Origin of the sequence: Microbacterium aurum, assembly GCF_016907815.1 — a bacterium.
GTDB lineage: Bacteria > Actinomycetota > Actinomycetes > Actinomycetales > Microbacteriaceae > Microbacterium > Microbacterium aurum.
Genome location: NZ_JAFBCQ010000001.1, coordinates 1,967,787 through 1,985,272, shown reverse-complemented (window position 1 = coordinate 1,985,272; position 17,486 = coordinate 1,967,787). Strand labels below are relative to the sequence as shown.

The window sequence follows — 17,486 nt, the reverse complement described above, 5'->3', positions numbered from 1 at the left end:
CTACGCCGCCGTCGATAGGGTGAATCGCATGACCCCCCGCGACGCTCAGGCACCGTCGACCGCGCTGCTCACCGACCGGTACGAGCTGACGATGATCGATGCGGCGCTGCGCGACGGCACGGCATCCCGCCGCTGCGTCTTCGAGCTCTTCGGTCGGCGCCTCCCGGGCGCCCGCCGCTTCGGCGTCGTCGCCGGCACGGGACGCCTGCTGCAGCAGCTGCGCGACTTCCGGTTCGGCGACGACGAGCTGCGCTACCTCAGCGACCACCGCGTGGTCAGCCGCGAGACGCTGGACTTCCTCGCCGGGTATCGCTTCAGCGGAACGATCCGCGGCTACCGCGAGGGAGAGCTGTACTTCCCCGGCTCCCCCATCCTCATCGTGGAGGGGACGTTCGCCGAGGCCGTCGTGCTGGAGACCATCGCCCTCAGCATCCTGAACCACGACTCCGCCGTCGCGAACGCCGCCGCACGCATGAGCATCGCCGCCGGCGACCGCCCGCTGGCCGAGATGGGGTCGCGCCGTGCCGCCGAGCAGTCCGCCGTCGCCGCGGCGCGGGCGGCCTACATCGCCGGGTTCGACGCCACGAGCAACCTGGAGGCCGGACGCGCCTGGGGCATCCCGACGATGGGGACCGCCGCGCACGCCTGGACCCTCCTGCACGACACCGAGGAGCAGGCCTTCCGCAGCCAGATCGACGCGCTCGGCACGGAGACGACGCTGCTCATCGACACGTACGACATCCGCGAGGGCGTCGCGACGGCGATCCGGGTGGCCGGCACGGCGCTCGGCGGGGTGCGCATCGACTCCGGCGACCTGCCGGCCGTCGCGGCGGCGGTGCGCGCGCAACTGGACGATCTGGGCGCCACGGCGACGAAGATCACGGTCACCAGCGATCTCGACGAGTTCGCGATCGCGGCCCTGGCGGCATCCCCCGTCGACTCCTACGGTGTCGGCACGTCGGTGGTCACCGGCTCGGGGGCGCCGACGGCGGGCATGGTCTACAAGCTCGTCGCGCGCCAGGACGCGGGCGGCGGGTGGGTCGCGGTGGCGAAGACGTCGACGGACAAGGGGTCCAAGGGCGGACGCAAGGCCGCCTTCCGCACACTCGATGAGGGGACCGCGACGAGCGAGCTCATCGTCGTCTCGGACGGGTTCGAGGAGCTGTCGCCGGCGAGCCGGCATCCCGACGCGCGACCGCTGCTGGTCACCCTGGTGGAGCAGGGCGAGACGGATGCCGGGTATGAAGGCGCCGCCGGAGTGGCCGCGGCCCGTGCACACCACGCGCGGGTGCGCGAGGAGCTGCCGGTGCGCGCCCTCGCGTTGAGCCGCTCCGACCCGGCTCTGCCGACGGTCTACACCGACGCCGGCTGACGGGTCAGATCATCGACTCGTAGATCTCCTTGCACGTGGGGCAGATGGGGAACTTCTCCGGGTCGCGTCCCGGCGTCCACTTCTTGCCGCAGAGCGCGCGCACCGGCTTGCCGGTCAGTGCGGACTCGAGGATCTTGTCCTTCTTGACGTAGTGCGAGAAGCGCTCGTGGTCGCCCGGCTCGATGTTCTCCTCGCGCAGCAGCTCTTCGAGCTCGCGGTCCAGGGTGGCGACACCGCCGTCGTCGGGGCGATCCAGTGGGGTGCTCATGGTGTTCGAGTTTAGCGGCGGACACCGCGCGCGAGGCGGGTTCCACAGGCGCAGGAGTCCACCGGGTCAGGTCGACTCGGCGAACTCCATGAGACGTCCGCCGCTGCGGTCGAAGACCGCGCCGCCGCCGAGGATGCCCGCGATCAGCACCACCACGCCGATGCCGATGCCGCCCCACAGCGCCGTCCAGGCCCATTCCGCATCGACGCTGAGGGTGAGCCATCCCCACCACAGCGACGGCAGGCTCAGCAGCACGGCGCCGACGAGCACGACCCCCTGCGACAGCCCGCCGCCGGTGCGCTGCGGCTGCTGGAAGGGACTGTCACCGGGGCGCGAGACGGGGTAGGGGGCGACGACGGAGGCGACCGACGACAGGCCGAGCCCGCAGAGGAACAGGCTCGCGCACACACCGACCATCGCGGGCAGGATCGCCCACCGCCCGTGCAGTGAGACCGTCACCGGGATGGTGACGGCGAGGATCAGGATGCCGAGGGCCACCACCGGAACGAGCCGCCCGGCACGGTCGGCGCTGCCGCGGACCGCGCTCGCGATGTGCATCCACAGCGCCGTGGAGTCGTACGCAAGGTCGTTGTGCGCGAGCCAGCCCAGGAAGAGCGCCATGAGGGGGGCGGGCAGCAGCACTGCCGTTGCCAACGGCACCCCGACGAGCACGAGCGGGACGATCGTCACGATCGCCGCGACCGGCACGATCGCGACGTTGACGAGGTAGCGCGGATCGCGGAGCCAGTAGATGAGACTGCGCGCCGCGATGCCGCCGGCGGGCGTGCCCCCGGTGAGGTCGAACCAGCCGAGGCCCCGACGTTCCCGCGCCGACCCCGGCCGCTCCGTCGTCGTCAGGAGTCGGTCGACGAGCCACAGCCACAGCGCGGTCTGCGCGAGAAGCGTCACCACCGCCACGAGCAGGGGCGCCGCGAACGACCCCGTCAGTTCCCTCCCGGGGAGAGACCACGCCGCACCGAGCGGTGTGAGTGCGAGCACGTCGACGGCCTGGGTGAGCGCCGAGGGAACCTCGCCACGCCACTCCAGCGAGGCGAGGAACACCACCACCGGAACGACGACGACGAGCATCGCGATGAGGAAGACGCCCGTCAGCTCTCGCGAACGCCGATCACGCAGGACGAGCCCCACGATCGCGAGGGCGATCTTCGCGAACAGCATGCAGGTGAGGACGCCCAGCACCGCCGACGCCACGGCGACCGCGGTCGTCGCGCCGTGCGCGATCCACATCGTCGCAAGTGCCGCCGCGACCACCACGACACCGAGGACGGGGACGCTGATGACGCTGGCGGGAAGCGTCGCCCACGCGGTCGCGCGCGGGGTGGCGCCGAACACGGCGAACCGCCGCGGATCGAGTTGGTCGTCGGCTCCCCCGACGATCGCCGCGACGAAGAAGCCGAGCGTCAGGGCCGAGCACCCGATCATCGTCACGGCGAAGGCGACGTCGTCGGGCGCGGTGCGCAGGCTCAGGATGCCGGCGCAGACGACGCCGACGGCGACGATGAGGAGCACGAGCGCTATCGCATGGCGGGTCACCCGCCGGCGGTCACCGCGCAGCGCACCGATCAGGAGGTCGAGCCTCAGTCGGAGAACGTGTGCAACCACTCCAGGCCCTCCACGTCGCTGATCCCGCCCGCCAGCTCGATGAAGCGCTCCTCGAGCGTGCGCTCGCCGCGCACCTCGTCGACGGTGCCTTCCGCGAGCACGTGACCCGCGACGATGACCGCGAGGCCGCTGCACACCCGCTCGACGAGCTCCATGCCGTGGCTGGAGAGCACCACGGTTCCGCCGTGCTCGACGTAGGCGGTGAGGATGTCGAGGATCACGGCCGAGGAGACGGGGTCGACGGACTCGAACGGCTCGTCCAGCACGAGCACGCGCGGCGAGTGGATCATCGCGCCGGCCAGCATGAGCTTCTTCGTCATGCCTGCCGAGTAGTCCGAGACGGTGCGCCCGAGCGCGTCGGTGAGGTCGAAGGCGCGCGCAAGATCGGCGATGCGGCTCTCGACGACCGACGCGCGCAGGCCCCGCAGCACGCCGTAATAATGGAGCAGCTGCCGACCGGTGAGCCGGTCGAAGGTGCGGAGTCGGTCGGGGAGGATCCCCATCTGACGCTTTGCGCGACGCGGCTGAGCCTTCAGGTCGACGCCGGCGACCGAGATCGTGCCGCTGTCGGGGCGCAGCAGCCCCGCGATCATCGACAGCGTCGTGGTCTTGCCCGCGCCGTTGGGCCCGACGATGCCGTAGAAGCTGCCCGCCGCGATGGTCAGGTCGATCGCGTCGACGGCGGGCACTCCCCCGAACGCCTTGGTGACGCCCTGCAACCGCACCGCGGGCACCGCGGCATCCACATCGAGGTCGGTGATGACGTCCACGTCGACATCAGTGACGATCTGCAGCAGCGCGTCGGCGTCGTCGGGCACATCCGCCGGCGTGTCCGCGGCAAGGACGTCGTCGTGAGTGGGGTCGACGACAGGCTCCGACTCGAGTCTCGGCTCGACCTCGGGTTCCGATTCGACCTCGGGTTCCGGCTCGATCTGGGGCTCTGGCTCGACCTCGGGTTCTGGTTCGGGCTCGAGCTCGACCTCGGGCTCCGGCTCCGGCTCCGGCTCGAGCGCGACTACGGGTTCAGGCTCCGGCGCCAGGACGATGTCGGGCTCAGGCTCCGGCTCGAGCTCAACCTGGCTCTCGGGTTCCGGCTCCACGACGGTCTGCGACACGGCCTCGGTCTCGGGCGGCAGGGCGACCGCTTCTCGGTCGTCGACATGCGCGGCGGCCTCGAACTGGGCCGCGGCGACCTCGGCCGCAATCTCCGGAGGCGGCGGCGGGACGACGGCCTTCTTGGCCCGCGGAGCGCGCTTCGCAGCGGGCTTGCGCGGAGTCGTCGCTCGGGCGGCGGGAGTCTTGCGCGGCGGGCGCGGGCGGGGTGCCGACTCGTCCGGAGCGGGTGCGGCATCTGCTGCGGCGGAAGCCTCGGCATCCGTCGCGGCGTCGAACCGTGCCGCCGCCTGCGAGGCGGCGACGGGGGGCAACGGCGGCAGCGCGTGCACGCCCGCGTCGTCCTCGGGGAGCGGCAGGGAGGCGGTCACCCGTCAAACCTAGCAAGCCGCCCCGACGTCCAGATATCGTCTTTCGGAGGGTGTGAGCGTACTCCGATTGTCACGAATCGACAACGGACCAGGGCCTTCCTGCGCCTTCTCAGGTGCCTTCGCTACCATAGCGACGGCACGAAGGAGTGTCCGCACGTCGAACTGACAGTGAACACCTTCCCCAGGAGCACCTCTTGACCCTTCAGACCGTCATCCTCGCCGCCGGCATGGGCTCGCGGCTCGGGCGCAGCCTGCCCAAGCCCCTCACCGAGCTCAGCGACGGGCGCACGATCATGGGTCAGCAGCACGACAACATCCGCGCCGCGTTCGGCCGGAACGCCCGCATCACCACCGTCGTCGGCTACCGCGCCGAGACCATCGTCGACGCGTTCCCGCACGTCGAGTACGTATACAACGAGCGCTACGACCAGACGAACACCTCCAAGAGCCTGCTGCGCGCCCTCAAGGCGACGGGCAAGGGCGGCGTGCTGTGGATGAACGGCGACGTCGTGTTCGACCCGCGGGTCCTGGGACGCGCGATCGAGCTGATCGAGCGCGACCAGTCGTTCGTCACCGTGAACACCGCGAAGGTGAGCGACGAAGAGGTCAAGTACACGGTGGATGCCGAGGGCTACATCAAGGAGCTGTCGAAGACGGTCAAGGGCGGCATCGGCGAGGCCGTCGGCATCAACTACATCTCCAGCCGCGACAAGCGTGCGCTCATCGCGCAGCTCGGGCGGGTCGACGACCAGGACTACTTCGAGCGCGGCCTCGAGCTCGCAATCGTCGAGAACGGCCTGCTGCTGGAGCCGCTGGACATCTCCGACCTCTACGCCGTCGAGGTGGACTTCGCCGAAGACCTCGAGCGCGCGAACCAGTTCGTCTGACGCGCACCGGCCCTCGCGCCCGGCGCACCGGGCCTCGGGTCCTACAGCGCTCGCTCAGCGGGCCTGCTTAGGATCGAGCCGATATGGCCAAGGTCCACCGCATCCACTCGCTGCCCGACGATTCCCCGTGGGATGGCGGTCTGCCGCCCGAGGGGTCGACTGAGCATCCCCGCACGATCCGCGCGCTCGACCGCGTGCTGCAGGTGCAGCGCCCGGTCGTGATCGCGCATCTGCGCAGCATCCGCCTACGCCACCCCGATGCGACGACCGCCGAGATCGTCCGGATGCTCGAACGCCGGTATCTCGCCGCCGTCACGACCGGCGGCGCAGCCGTCGGGGCGACAGCCGTCGTCCCGGGCATCGGCACCGGCGTCACGCTCGCCCTGTCGGGTGTCGAGACCGTCGGCTTCCTCGACGCCACCGCCCTGTTCGCGCAGTCCCTCGCCGAGTTGCACGGCATCCGGGTGGACAATCCCGACCGGGCGCGGGCGCTCGTGCTGACGCTCATGCTCGGCAAGGAGGGTGTCGACCTGGTTGCGCAGCTCGGTCGGCAGCTGGCCGGCAAGGGCGTCAGCCGCGACCGGTACTGGGGCGAGCTCATCACCAAGTCGCTCCCCCGCGCCGCAGTCGGCCCGCTCGTCGATCGACTGAAGACGACCTTCGTCCACCAGTTCGCTGCGAAGGGTGGCGCGTCGATCATCGGCAAGGCGCTGCCGTTCGGCATCGGCGCCGCCGTGGGCGGGACTGGCAATCATCTTCTCGGCCGACGGGTCGTGATCGGCTCGCGCCGCGCGTTCGGCGTCCCGCCCGTGCAGTACCCGGCCGAGCTCGAGCCTCGCCCGGGCGCCACGCGCCTGGAGACCGCGGCCGCGGGCCGCCTCCGTCGCGCCGGCGCAGCCATGACGGCGGGCTCGCGACGAGTGACGGATGCCGTGGGCACCGCGGTCGCGAAAGCGACACCGAAACGGCGCCGCGGCAATGACGAGGACGGCGACGGCGCGGCTCTCCTCGCCGACTGACACGGCACCGGTCTCTCCCCAGACACGCTCGTCCACGGAGTTTCCACAGATCGGCGCTCGGCCACCGGATTCCGGCCGTGGCGGGTCGGTGGCGGCTCCTACCGTCGCGGGCATGCTGAGAGCCCTCGACACCGGAAGACCCCGCCCGTACCGCGTTCCCTGGTCCGTGCACCGCGCGGAGGATCGGCACCCCACCGTCACGAACACGAGCGCCGAACCGGCGGATTTCGTCCGTGTGTTCCGCTCCGATGGGGTCTCCGAGCACCTCGGGCAGGTGCTGCCCGGCGAGGATGTCGCACTGTGCCTGTGCGGCACCGACCCCGACTCCCTGGTCGTGACCGTCGCCTGGTATCGCTGGCGAACCGACGAGGAGTACTGCTGGCGCTTCGTCCTGTGATCACGCGGAAGGCGCACAATAGGCGTATGGGAATCTTCCAGAGCCGCCCCGAGGAGCCGACCGAGTGGGCCGGGCTTCCCGCCGAGCCGTGGGAACCGCGCGAGCTCACGGAGGTTCTGCCTCCTGCCGTCGATGACATCGGCGTGCTCGGCGCCGCCGGCGTCGCCTTCTCGGTTCCCATCGAGGTCCTCGTCGAAGAGGCCGAGCAGGATGCCGCGGCAGATCCGGATTCCGACGCGCCCCGCCCCTGATCTTTCCCCGTCGCCCCGCGAGGAGCGCCAGCGACGTCCGCGCCCCACCCCGGTCGCCCCGCGAGGAGCGCCAGCGACGAGCCGACCGTAGCCGGCTCGCCCGACCCCCGGTCGCCCCGCGAGGAGCGCCAGCGACGAGACGAAACGCCCCTACCGTCCCATGAGAGAACTCTCATGAAGGAGTCTGGTTTCTCAGGTTCGATCGGGGGTTTTCCGGCCGGTGAATGTCGGTGGCCCCGACCACAATGGAGGGTATGGACCTCCTCACCGCCCCGCTGGATGACCTGCTCGCGCAGGCATCCCAGCTGGTGCGGGAGTGCGCGGACGGGCGGATGCTGGAACGGGCGACGGAGCACGAACTCGCCCGACACCTATCCGCGATCGGGGAGTTGTCCCGTCTGACGGAGGCCCTGCTGGTCGACGCGGTCGGTGAAGTGTCCCGCCGCTCCGAGCACGGGTATCGGGACGACTTCATGACCACGCACCTGGGGTGCGCGAGCGTGACCGAACTGGTCGAGACCCTCACCCGCGTCGACTCACGCACGGCAGCTCGCCTGCACCGCGCCGCCCGCGCGGTCCGCCCCGACGTGTCCACCACGACCGGGGAGATCCTCGCCCCGCCGTTCCCCGACGTCCGCGAGGCGATGCTCGACGGGGTGGTCGGCGTCGACGGAATCCTCGCGATCGCCGATCCGCTGCAGGCGTCGTCCCCGCGGATCGCGCCTGCCGCGCGGCGGGACGCCGAAGCCGTCGTCGTCGCCGAAGCCCGCGGCACCGGCGCCGATGGGGCACCGCCGGCATCCGCGGGGATTCTGCGGGTGCACGCGCAGGCGTGGGCGCTCGCGCTCGACCCCGACGGCGCCGAACCCCGCGAACGCGCAGCGCTGCGCGCCCGCGGGATCACCCTCGGCACCGCAACCCCAACCGGCGTCCCCCTCCGCGGCACCCTGCTTCCCGAAGTCGCCGCGCAACTGCAGACCATCTTCGACGCGCACCTCGCTCCCAAAGTCACCTTCGACGACCCGACCGCAACGTATGAGGACGGGGAACCTTTCCTCACCGCCGAAGACACCCGCACCCGCGCCCAGAAACAACACGACGCCCTCGCCGCCGCCCTCACCGCCGCTGCGTCCAGTGGGCTGCTGCCCACCATCGGCGGACACGCCCCCACCCTGGTCGTCTCCGTCACCGCAGAAGACCTCGACACCGGCCGCGGCTACGCGCACGTACAAGGGTGTGGCCAACCCGTCACCGTGGACCTCGCCCGCCACGTCGCCTGCGCCGGCACCATCCAACGCGTCACCAGCCGCGACGACGGCCGCATCATCCGCATCGACACTCGCGACCGCGTCTTCAACCGCTACCAACGCCGCGCAATCACCCTCCGAGACGGCGGCTGCATCATCCCGGGCTGCACCGTCCCCGCATCCTGGTGCGAAATCCATCACGTCACCGAACACGCCGCGGGCGGTCCCACCCACACCGACAACGGCGTCCTTCTCTGCTGGTACCACCACCGATTCCTCGACCGCATCGGCTGGCAGATCCGCATGAACCACGGCATCCCCGAAGTCAAAGCACCCGGCTGGTGGGGCACCGACCACCAGTGGCGACCCGCCACCACCTCACCCACCAGACTCCACCGCACCATCCTGAAGACCTGATCTCGGTACGCCCGCTCGTCCCTCGCGGGCACTCGATCACCGGAGGCGGAAGCAGCCCCACGCGCGCACCCGATCACCGGAAGCAGCAGCCACCCCACGCGCGCACCCGATCACCGGAAGCAGCAGCCACCCCACGCGCGCACCCGATCACCGGCGCAGCGCCGCGCGGGCACTCGATCACCGGGGGAAGCGCGACGCGATCGCCGGCGTCCGACTCTCTTCGCCCTCTCCACAGGCGGGCACTTCCGGGAGTTATCCCCCGTTCGCCATGGTCGGCTCCCACGCGCGCGGCGTCGGCGCGACCATGGCCGCATGGATGAACCGACCACCATCATCAAAGCCGTCACGACCGCTGAGATCGTCGCCCTCACCGAAGTGTCCTGCGGGCTGGAGCTGCGGGCGTGCCTCGCGGTACTGCCGTTCTGGGACAAACGCAGCAGCGGCGCTTTCCGCACCGCGTTCCCCCCGCTGCGCGATGTCGACGAAGTGCCCTCCGTCGTCGCGAGGCTGGCCCCCAACCTGATCTCGACCCTCGCCCGCCTCGACTGCGACGGCGTCACGCTGGTCGCCTACACCGATGATCCGTTCGTGATCGCCGAGCACCCGCTCATCGAACTGCTCGCCGGCCTCATGGAACGCCTCGCCGATGCCGGCTACGGCACCAAGGACGCCGCCATCGTGGCAGACGACGCCTGGTGCGGGTACTTCGAGCAGGCGGGCGAGCGCGACCTCGCCGAGCTCGACGCCGCGCGCGCCGCGATCCCGGCCGAGCTCCACCATCGCCCCGCGCCCGAGCGACTCCCCGCCCGCGATGCCGAGTTGGCCGAGCACGTCGACCTCGCCCTGCTCGATCGCTTCGTCGACGACGGCGAATGCGACGCCTTCGGCGTCGTGCGCCGGTGCGCACCGCCCGATCCGATCGACCTGCTCGAAGACCTGCTCGCCCGCGACCCCGACACCGTCGGACCGCTGAGCCTCGCCCGCCTGCTGTCGACGATGCTCACGGAGGGCGACGTCGATCGCACGGTGCTGCAGATCGCCTTCGGTCGGGCAGTCGCCGATGCATCGTGGCAGGTGACGCTCGCGACACGGCAACGCGCGGCCGAAGCCGGAGTGCAGCCCTTCGAGATCCGCCGCGAAGACATGGAGAGCGGACGGATGCCGGCTGACGAACTCCGCAGAGCGCGCATGCTGGTCGGCGACACACCGACGATCCCGGACCCCGACCGCCTGCACCGGGGCGCGCTCCTGCTCGGCCGGGCCGTCGTCCACTGCGGACTCCCCGAGCGCTCCTGGGCCATGTGCGCCCTCGCCTGGGTGCGCTGGGCGGTGGGCATCGCTTCGGCGGCCGACACGCTCGTCCGCGAAGCCGCTCGCATCGACCCCGCCAACTCCCTGGCCCCCGTTTACGCCGCAGTCCTGCACTCCACCTACCCCGCCTGGATCTTCGACCGCCGCCCGCCGCAGAACCGCAAGGGCCGTCGCGCCGCGGCCCGCGCGGCACGCCGCGATGCGCTGGTCGGCGCGCTCGGTAGGCTCGGGGAGTGACTGCCGTCCTCATTGCCCTGCTGCTCGTCAACGCCGTCTTCAACGTCGTGGTCTGGCCGCGCTTCTACACCCGCGTCGCGAAAGACCCCCGCGCTCGCGGGGCGGACGGCAAGCCGACCCGGTTCCTCATCGTGCACGCGGTCCTCATCGCGCTGGCCCTGACCATCGCTCTCGCCTCGGCCATCGCGGCGATCGCGGCGATGTTCTCGCCGGCCGCGTAAGGGCCTCCGGACACGCCGGGCGCGGCGCCGGCTCACCCTCCCCTCACGGCGCTCCGCGCCACGCTCGACACGTCTGCGCACCGCTGACTACTCTCGATCCATGAACAGCACGCTGGCAGCCCTGACGGCATGGATGCCGCGCCAGCGCTGGTACACCTCCACCGACGGCATCCCCCGCCTGCGCGTGCTGTCCGACGAGCTGCTGCCGTCCGACGATCCCGGCGCCGAGGTGCGCGTCCTCGTCGTCGCCGATGACGCGCCAGGGGCGCCCATCGTCTATCAGGTGCCCCTCGTGGTCAGGACGGCGACGGATGCCGCGACGTCGGCATCCTTCATCGGACTGACCGATGCCGGGCGCCGCCTCCTCGACGGCCCGCATGACCCGGCCTACACCGGAGCGCTCTGGCGCACGATCGCCCCGGATCAGGACGTCGCGCGCGCAGAGGTGCTCTCGGGCGAGCAGTCCAACACGTCGATCATCTTCCACCCCGGGCACGGCACCCCGATCATCTGCAAGGTGTTCCGCCGGCTCCACGCGGGACTCAACCCCGACATCGAACTGCAGACTGCGCTCGCGGGAGCCGGCTCGCCGCACGTGCCGCGTGTGATCGGCCGCGTCGACGGCGAATGGTCCTCCCCCGGGCCGATCAGCGCTCGCGAATCGGGCTCGCTGGCCTTCGCCCAGGAGTTCTTCCCGGACGTCGCTGACGCCTGGCGTGTGGCCTTGACGGCCGCCGCCGATCACGCCGATTTCTCCGCCGACGCCCACAGCCTGGGACGTGCCACGGCCGAGGTGCACCGCGACCTCGCCCGCCTCTTTCCCGCACCGGCCGCCGACGCGGACGCGCAGGCGGCCATCACGGGCGCCTGGCGTCGCCGGCTGGCCATCGCCCTCAGCGAGGTGCCGCAGCTCGCACCGCACCGCACCGCGATCGAGAGCACGTACGTCTCCGCCGCGAGCACACGGTGGCCGGCGCTGCAGCGGGTGCACGGCGACTACCATCTCGGCCAGGTGCTGCAGGTACCCGGTCGCGGCTGGGTGCTGCTGGACTTCGAGGGCGAGCCCATGCGCCCCATCGACGAGCGTCGTGCGCCCGATCTGGCGCTCCGCGACATCGCGGGCATGCTGCGCTCGTTCGACTATGTCGCCGGCTCCCTCGCGGTGGCGTCCCCCGACGCCCGCGAATCCGCCGATGCGTGGGCGGATGCGGCGCGAGAGTCGTTCCTCCGCGGGTACCGGGATGCGTCGGGGGTCACGGCCTCGGGTGCACTCCTCAACGCGCTGGAACTCGACAAGGCGGTCTACGAAGCGATCTACGAGGCCCGCCACCGACCGGCATGGCTGGCGATCCCGCTCGCGGCCATCACGCGACTCGTCGCCCGCTGAACGCGACTCGTCGCCCGCTGAGCGCGGCTCGTCACGCGCTGAGCGCGACGTGTCACCCGCTGAGCGCGACTCGTCACCCGCTGAACGCGACGCGTCACCCGCTGAGCGCGGCTCGTCACGCGCCCGAAGTCACTCGTCGTCGAGCTCGGCCTCGCCCGCGTCATCGTCCTCGTCGCTCGAGGCGAGATGCCAGGTCTCCCACCGCGCCATGAGCTCGCCGATCGCCGCCGCGAACCGCGCCGAGGCCGCGCCGGGGGCGGTGTCACCGAAGTAGTGACGCACCCACACCTCCAACCGCGACACGGCATCGGGGTCGGACAGCACCCGGGCGGTCTCCTCCAGGATGCGGGGCGCGTCGTCGGCATCCAGCCATTCCGCATCGGAGAGGTACCCGTGCGTGTCGACGATCGCGGCCGGGTCGACGGGCCGCGTCACCATCAGCGGCCGGTCGGCGGCGAGCCGGTCGTAGACCATGGCCGAGATGTCGACCACCGCGACGTCGGCCGCGGCCAGCTGCCAGCCAAGGTCGGGCTGGTCGTCGAAGACGTGCTGCGCACGGGGGTCGGCGGCGTTGGCCGCCGCGATCGCGGCGATGATCCGCTGGTTCGCGGCGCCGTAGGCGCTGTCGACGACACCGGACCGCGGGTGGGGACGGTAGATGAGCCGGTGCGCCGGCGAGGCGAGCACCGCCGCGGCGAGCGCCTCGCCGTGCGTCGCGATCGAGCCGTAGTGCGCCGACGGACGATCACCCTCCCAGGTCGGCGCGTACAGCACGACCGTGCGCTCGTCCGGCATGTAGGGCAGGGTCCCGGAGTAGTGATCGGCCTGCGGCCGGCCGATCTGCATCGTGCGGGTGTCGAGGTCGTAGTCCCAGAGCACCCGCGCCAGCCGCCGGCGCGCGGCCTCACCGGCGACGAACGCGACGTCGTACGCCTTGAACTGGTTCGTCGTCATGTACATCTTGTCGGACTCGCCGTGGTTGATGAACACGTGCCAGCGCCGCCCGTAGCGGAACATCTGGAAGTTGCGCGTGTTCTGGTTGACGTACAACACGACACGGATGTCCTGGTCGGCGACGTAGCGCTCCAGGTCGCGCACCGTCGGCACGAACGCGACGGGCAGCGCATCGTCGGCGAGGATCGCCCGCGCCCCCGTCGCGTTGCGGCTGAGCACGACGACGGGCCATGTCTTCGCGATCTCGGCGAGCGGCTTGTACCACTGCCGGATCTGGTACATATTGACGTCGCCGTCGGCGAAGTACACCGCGATGCGGAAGTGCTGGGCCGGATGCCGCGGCTGTTGCGCGAGGCGGGACCTCACGTCGATGACGGCGCGGCGATTGCGCAGCGCCTTGCGCAGCAGCGCGACAGCCTTGCGCCCGTCCGAGAGGAATCCCACCCCTCCAGGGTACGGCCCCGCCGGGCCGGCCCCGCCGTCGCGGGCCCGCGGCGCCCTCCCGGGCCCGAGTGGCGTGGCATGATCGACGGGTGCACGACGACGATCACCGCCAGCGGGACGCCCCCGTTCCCCCGGCGGACGCGGGGGTCAGTTTCGTCATGCCGGTGCTGAACGAGCGGGCGTACCTCGAGCGCGCGGTGCAGAGCGTGCTGGAGCAGGAGCTCGACGGCCCGGCGGAGGTCGTGCTGGCTCTCGGCCCGTCCACGGACGGGACGGACGAGATCGCCGAGCGCCTGGCGGCCACCGACCCGCGGGTGCGCCTGATCGCCAACCCCGAGGCCGACATCCCGGTGGGCCTGAACCTCGCGATCCGCGCCGCGATCCACCCCACGATCGTGCGCGTGGACGCGCACTCCGAGCTCGAGCCCGGCTACACCCGACGCGCGCTGGCCACCCTCGCCGCGACCGGCGCCGCCAACGTCGGCGGCGTCATGCGCGCCGACGGCCGCACCCCTTTCCAGCGCGCCGTCGCCCGCGCGTACAACTCCCCCATCGGTCTCGGTGGCGGCGCGTATCACTCCGGTGGCGCCGCAGGCCCTGCCGAGTCGGCGTATCTGGGCGTCATGCGGCGGGCGGTCCTCGATGAGGTGGGGCTCTTCGACGAGACGATCCGCCGCGGTGAGGACTGGGAGCTGAACCTCCGCATCCGCCGCGCCGGGTATCGCGTGTGGTTCGACCCGGCCCTCGCCGTCACGTACTGGCCGCGCGAGCGGTGGTCGCGCTTGGCCCGTCAGTTCCGCTCGACGGGCACGTGGCGGGGTGAGCTGGTGCGCCGCTACGGCCGCCGCAACTCCCTGCGCTTCTTCGCACCGCCGGCCCTCGTGCTGCTCGTGCTGATCGCCCTGGTGGTCGGCCTCCTACAGGCGACGGGCGTGCTCGCCGGTACGGCCGCGCTCGCAGCATCCGTCGTCTACCTGCCCCTCGTGGCGTACGCCCTCCTCGTCCTCGGGTACGCGTGCAGCCGCCGGGCCGGCCCGGGCCTCCGTGAGCGCCTGTGGACCCTCGTCGTCATCCCGACGATGCACCTGGCGTGGGGCAGCGGGTTTCTCATCGGCGCGGCGCGCGGCGCCCGCGAGAACGTCGACACCTCACGGCTCGACCGCAACACGCCGCTGCCCTGAACGCGCGCGCTCAGGCGCGATCCACGAACCCCTGGTCGAGGATGCGGGCGACCACGCGCTCCGCCGCGTGTCCGTCGTCACGTGCGTTGAACCGGTCGCGCCAGCGGGCGTAGCGGTCGGCGACGGCCGAGACCGCGTCGGGATCATTGAGAGCGGCGGTGAGCTCGGCCTGGGTCGCGGTCAGGGGTCCGGGCGCGTGCGCGGCCAGATCGAAGTAGAACCCGCGCAGCTCCCCCCGATAGTGCTCCACGTCGGGCGTGAAGAAGTACACGGGCTTCCCCGTCGCGGTGAAGTCGAACATGACCGACGAGTAGTCGGTGATGAGCGCGTCGGCGGCGACGAGCAGTTCGGAGATGTCGGGGTACGCCGTCACGTCGATGACGCGGGCGCCCTCCGCATCGGAACCGGGGAGCAGCGTCCGGGAATGGCCCCGCACGATCACGACGGCGTCGGTGTCGCGGGCGAGTCGTTCCAGATCGAGGAAGTCGACGATCTCGTCGCGGTCGTCGCGCCACGTCGGCGCGTAGAGCAGCACGCGGGCGTCCGGCGCGATCCCCAGCGCCGCCCGGACGGCGGCGCCGTCGCCGGTGACGAGCACGTCGTTGCGGGGGTAGCCCTCCACCCAGATCGGGCGTCGCAGGAAGACGTAGGCCTTGCGCAGGATGCGGGCGCCGTAGGCGTTCTGCGCCAGCAGCACGTCCCACCGGCGACTCTCGCGGATCACCGCGACGATCCGCCGCGGATCGAACCCGGGCCGGTGCAGCGCGAGGCGCTTCAGGGGCGTGCCGTGCCAGGTCTGCAGCACGACTTGGCCCGGCTGGCGGGTGTACCGCCGACGCAGCCAGTCGTTGACGACGAGCAGGCGGGCCGCTCCCCGTGCCCGCCACCACTGCGGGCTGCCCTCGATCACCGGGATGGCGCCCTCCGGCACGGCGACCGACAGGTCCACGACGCTCCAGTAGCGGGTGACACCCGGAGCGACACGGGCGAGCTCCCGGTCGATGGCCCGCGGATTGCAGCTCGCGTTTCGGCCGTAGAAGCTCTCGAAGAAGACGGCGTTCTCCAGCTCCGCACCGGGCGGGCGCGTCGCGTAGCGGCGCTCGAGCGCCGCCTGACCCTCCCCGGAGTCGTACGCCGGGTCGATCGGCGGCCGTACCGTGAGGCGATCGCCGTCCAGGCGTGCCCGCAGTGTCGCCGCGGCCGCCTCCGCGACGGTCGCCGGCACCTCCCGCACCGCGCCGTCCGCGTCGGTGAGGCGCACCTCGTACGCCCCGCTCGGCAGCGGAAGCGGCTGGCTGCCCCACCGCGCCGCGGCGAGCGGAAGCTCCACCGACCACTGGCCCTCACCGGCATCCTGCGGCGTCGCGGCGACGCGGGCGCGACGCCCGACGAGTTCCGCCGCGGCGGGAGCGGTGCCGTCACCGTGCAGGACGAGCGCGGGAGCCGGATCGATGTCGATGCGGGCGGTGATCGTCATGAACGCCTCTCTGCGGCCAGGGCGGCCTGTACGGCACGGTACACGCGCGCGGTGTTTTCGCCGTCATCGAACGCGTGCACCCTCGCGCTGAGCGCCCGCGCCCGCGCGACCCGGCGATCCCGCTCAGCGGGGTCGGAGAGGACAGCCCGCACGAGCGCCGTCGCCTGCGTCCAGTCCTGCGCGATGTCGTCGCCGGCGACCTCCGCGTAGGTGCCGTAGAACCCGCGGGATCGCGCGTAGTCGGCGAGGTCGGGCGCGAGGAACAGCGTGGGAACCGGGACGAGCGCGGCATCGAACGCCAGCGACGAATAGTCGGTGATGAGCACGTCGACGGCGGGTAGCAGCGGCGTGACGTCGACCACGAGGTCGCTGCCCAGCATCCGCCCCCCGGCGCCGAGGGCGGCCGCGTAGTCTCCCGCGCCGAGCGGATGCGAGCGGACGAGGAGGATCGCCTCGGCGTCTGTCAGGACGGTCCGCAGCGCCGCCGCCTGCGCCGCATCGGGCGCGGCCGGGTCGGGCGCGCCGTCGCGCCAGGTCGGGGCGTACAGCACGATGCGACGGTCGCCGATGCCCGGAACGAGCTCGGTCAGCCGCGCCCGGGCGAACGCCCGGCGCTCGGCATCCGTCCCCCGCGAGAGAACGTCGACGCGCGGCTCGCCGGTGACCGGGACGCGGTCGTCGGGAAGTCCGAATGCCGACTCCAGCCGCCCCCGCACCATCTCGGAGGCCGCCGGCAGCACCCGGATGCGGCGTTGCGTGCGCCGGTACGACGTCGCCAGCAGGCGTCCCAGGGCGCGGCGGACGACCGCCGGCGCACCGGGGAGGGGCGCCTGCGTCGTGACCGGCGCGTCGAGCCCGATGCGCTTGAGCGGGATGCCGTGCCACAGCTGCACGATCACCCCGCCGGTGGCGGCGTAACGGTTGACGTCGCCGAACCCGTGGGTGACGACGGTGACCGCAGCGCGCGCGGTGAGCCAGAGTCCGCGCAGCGAACCCTTGCGAGCCGAGGGGATGCCGCGGCGCCGCGCCTCCGCGTCCTCGGCCGGACTGCCGGTGAGCCACACCGCGTGCTCGCCGCGGTCCGCCGCGTGCTCCCACAGCGCCCACGCCCCGTCGGCGAGCCCTACGGCGCACCCGAACACCCAGAGGTCGCGCGTGCGCGGGATCGCGAAGGTCAGCGCGCGACCGAGTCCGTACAGCGGGATGCGAAGGAGCTTCCCGGCGTTGCCGGCGCCGAACGAGAAGGACGCCACCCGGCGAGCCTATCGTCCGGTGGCGTCCTTTTTTTCGAGCGGCCCCGGCGTCGCGA

At 71.9% G+C, this 17,486-nt stretch carries 16 protein-coding genes; 10 read left to right on the top strand and 6 right to left on the bottom strand.

Annotation, left to right across the window (positions count from 1 at the left end; translation table 11 throughout):
• Nucleotides 1-28 precede the first annotated feature (28 nt).
• Complete coding sequence (locus tag JOD60_RS09855) at nucleotides 29-1,372, top strand: nicotinate phosphoribosyltransferase (protein WP_076690461.1); 1,344 nt, start codon at nucleotides 29-31, stop codon at nucleotides 1,370-1,372.
• Between the two features lie 4 nt (nucleotides 1,373-1,376).
• Here the strand turns inward: JOD60_RS09855 and JOD60_RS09850 are convergent, their stop codons facing one another.
• The 3 genes from JOD60_RS09850 to JOD60_RS09840 all read right to left on the bottom strand — a co-directional run bounded on the left by JOD60_RS09850 (nucleotide 1,377) and on the right by JOD60_RS09840 (nucleotide 4,747).
• Nucleotides 1,377-1,640: a DUF3039 domain-containing protein gene (locus JOD60_RS09850; protein WP_076690460.1), complete on the bottom strand. Its 264-nt coding sequence runs from the start codon at nucleotides 1,638-1,640 to the stop codon at nucleotides 1,377-1,379.
• 66 nt (nucleotides 1,641-1,706) lie between these two features.
• On the bottom strand, nucleotides 1,707-3,263 hold the full coding sequence (locus JOD60_RS09845) for a hypothetical protein (RefSeq protein ID WP_076690459.1): 1,557 nt from the start codon (nucleotides 3,261-3,263) through the stop codon (nucleotides 1,707-1,709).
• Complete coding sequence (locus JOD60_RS09840; RefSeq protein WP_084201976.1) at nucleotides 3,239-4,747, bottom strand: ATP-binding cassette domain-containing protein; 1,509 nt, start codon at nucleotides 4,745-4,747, stop codon at nucleotides 3,239-3,241. Before JOD60_RS09840 ends, JOD60_RS09845 begins: the two co-directional genes overlap by 25 nt.
• A gap of 194 nt (nucleotides 4,748-4,941) precedes the next feature.
• On the opposite strand from JOD60_RS09840, the gene JOD60_RS09835 reads away from it, so the two are divergent.
• The 8 genes from JOD60_RS09835 (at nucleotide 4,942) to JOD60_RS09800 (ending at nucleotide 12,121) form a co-directional block, all read left to right on the top strand.
• On the top strand, nucleotides 4,942-5,634 hold the full coding sequence (locus tag JOD60_RS09835) for a phosphocholine cytidylyltransferase family protein (RefSeq protein ID WP_076690458.1): 693 nt from the start codon (nucleotides 4,942-4,944) through the stop codon (nucleotides 5,632-5,634).
• Nucleotides 5,635-5,717: 83 nt separating this feature from the next.
• The gene (locus tag JOD60_RS09830; protein WP_076690457.1) at nucleotides 5,718-6,653 is read left to right on the top strand and encodes a hypothetical protein; all 936 of its coding nucleotides are present in this window, start codon (nucleotides 5,718-5,720) and stop codon (nucleotides 6,651-6,653) included.
• Between the two features lie 112 nt (nucleotides 6,654-6,765).
• A complete protein-coding gene (locus JOD60_RS09825; protein WP_076690456.1) occupies nucleotides 6,766-7,050 on the top strand; it encodes a hypothetical protein in 285 nt (94 codons plus the stop codon).
• 26 nt (nucleotides 7,051-7,076) lie between these two features.
• The gene (locus tag JOD60_RS09820) at nucleotides 7,077-7,301 is read left to right on the top strand and encodes a hypothetical protein (protein WP_076690455.1); all 225 of its coding nucleotides are present in this window, start codon (nucleotides 7,077-7,079) and stop codon (nucleotides 7,299-7,301) included.
• A 254-nt stretch (nucleotides 7,302-7,555) separates the two neighbouring features.
• The gene (locus JOD60_RS09815) at nucleotides 7,556-8,965 is read left to right on the top strand and encodes an HNH endonuclease signature motif containing protein (protein ID WP_157127924.1); all 1,410 of its coding nucleotides are present in this window, start codon (nucleotides 7,556-7,558) and stop codon (nucleotides 8,963-8,965) included.
• 312 nt (nucleotides 8,966-9,277) lie between these two features.
• The gene (locus JOD60_RS09810) at nucleotides 9,278-10,513 is read left to right on the top strand and encodes a hypothetical protein (protein WP_076690453.1); all 1,236 of its coding nucleotides are present in this window, start codon (nucleotides 9,278-9,280) and stop codon (nucleotides 10,511-10,513) included.
• Entirely contained in the window at nucleotides 10,510-10,734 is a 225-nt protein-coding gene (locus JOD60_RS09805; protein ID WP_076690452.1) for an SCO4848 family membrane protein, read from the top strand. Before JOD60_RS09810 ends, JOD60_RS09805 begins: the two co-directional genes overlap by 4 nt.
• Before the next feature lie 100 nt (nucleotides 10,735-10,834).
• Nucleotides 10,835-12,121 carry a maltokinase N-terminal cap-like domain-containing protein gene (locus JOD60_RS09800; RefSeq protein WP_076690451.1) on the top strand — a complete coding sequence of 429 codons (1,287 nt, stop codon included), beginning with the start codon at nucleotides 10,835-10,837 and terminating at the stop codon, nucleotides 12,119-12,121.
• Nucleotides 12,122-12,250: 129 nt separating this feature from the next.
• Here JOD60_RS09800 and JOD60_RS09795 read toward each other — a convergent pair whose 3' ends face one another.
• Nucleotides 12,251-13,519 carry a CDP-glycerol glycerophosphotransferase family protein gene (locus tag JOD60_RS09795; protein ID WP_076690450.1) on the bottom strand — a complete coding sequence of 423 codons (1,269 nt, stop codon included), beginning with the start codon at nucleotides 13,517-13,519 and terminating at the stop codon, nucleotides 12,251-12,253.
• 158 nt (nucleotides 13,520-13,677) lie between these two features.
• On the opposite strand from JOD60_RS09795, the gene JOD60_RS09790 reads away from it, so the two are divergent.
• Entirely contained in the window at nucleotides 13,678-14,700 is a 1,023-nt protein-coding gene (locus JOD60_RS09790) for a glycosyltransferase family 2 protein (RefSeq protein WP_076692158.1), read from the top strand.
• 10 nt (nucleotides 14,701-14,710) lie between these two features.
• Here the strand turns inward: JOD60_RS09790 and JOD60_RS09785 are convergent, their stop codons facing one another.
• Nucleotides 14,711-16,177, bottom strand: a complete 1,467-nt coding sequence (locus JOD60_RS09785) for a CDP-glycerol glycerophosphotransferase family protein (RefSeq protein ID WP_076690449.1) — start codon at nucleotides 16,175-16,177, stop codon at nucleotides 14,711-14,713.
• Nucleotides 16,174-17,430, bottom strand: a complete 1,257-nt coding sequence (locus JOD60_RS09780; protein WP_076690448.1) for a CDP-glycerol glycerophosphotransferase family protein — start codon at nucleotides 17,428-17,430, stop codon at nucleotides 16,174-16,176. Before JOD60_RS09780 ends, JOD60_RS09785 begins: the two co-directional genes overlap by 4 nt.
• Between the last annotated feature and the right edge of the window lie 56 nt (nucleotides 17,431-17,486).